The sequence below is a fragment of the Dialister micraerophilus DSM 19965 genome (assembly GCF_000194985.1).
GTDB classification, from domain to species: Bacteria; Bacillota; Negativicutes; order Veillonellales; family Dialisteraceae; genus Dialister; species Dialister micraerophilus.
This window is the reverse complement of sequence record NZ_GL878524.1, coordinates 1-841: the sequence shown is the minus strand read 5'-3', so window position 1 is coordinate 841 and position 841 is coordinate 1. Positions and strand designations below refer to the sequence as shown.

General features: G+C 39.1%; 1 protein-coding gene. It reads left to right on the top strand.

Translation table 11 applies throughout. From position 1 onward, the window contains the following. Positions 1-8: 8 nt before the first annotated feature. On the top strand, positions 9-841 hold an 833-nt coding region (gene trpS / locus HMPREF9083_RS06110; RefSeq protein ID WP_035062957.1), incomplete at its 3' end, for a tryptophan--tRNA ligase.

Genomic DNA, 841 nt, shown 5'->3' with positions numbered 1-841 from the left:
ATGTAGTTATGGACGTTATTTTTTCAGGAATACAGCCCAGCGGAAGTCTTACATTGGGAAACTACCTGGGAGCGTTAAAAAATTTTATACCGTTTCAAGAAACGGCGGAATGTTACTACTGTATAGTAAATCAACACGCAATAACAGTACCTCAAGATCCTAAGCTCTTACACAGTCGTACACGTGATTTGGCTGCACTTTACATAGCGGCAGGAATGGATCCGAAAAAATCAACAATATTCGTACAATCCGAAGTGCCGGAACACGCACTTTTAGGATGGATGATGATATGCAGTGCATACGTAGGGGAAATGGAACGTATGACACAGTATAAATCTAAAGCGCAAAAGCAAGAAAAGAAAGGCGGTTTCATACCTTTAGGACTTTTGACATATCCACCCCTTATGGCGGCAGATATACTTTTATACCAAACAAACCTTGTTCCCGTAGGAGCAGACCAGCGTCAGCATATGGAAATTACAAGAGATTTGGCTGAAAGATTTAATCATAAATACGGAGAAGTATTTACAATACCTGAAATGTGGGAACCCAAAGGCGGAGCAAGAGTAATGAGTTTGCAAGAACCCACAAGTAAAATGAGTAAATCCGATGAAAACGAATGGGCAACAATACATATGCTTGATGAAGCGGATACCATAGTAAAGAAGATAAAAAGAGCTGTAACGGACTCATTAGGACATGTACACTACGATAAAGAAAAGCAACCGGGAATAGCAAACCTCATGAGCATACACTCTGCAATATCAAAAAAATCATACGAAGAAATAGAAAAAATGTATGAAGGACAAGGCTATGGAATATTCAAAAAAGATGTAGCAGA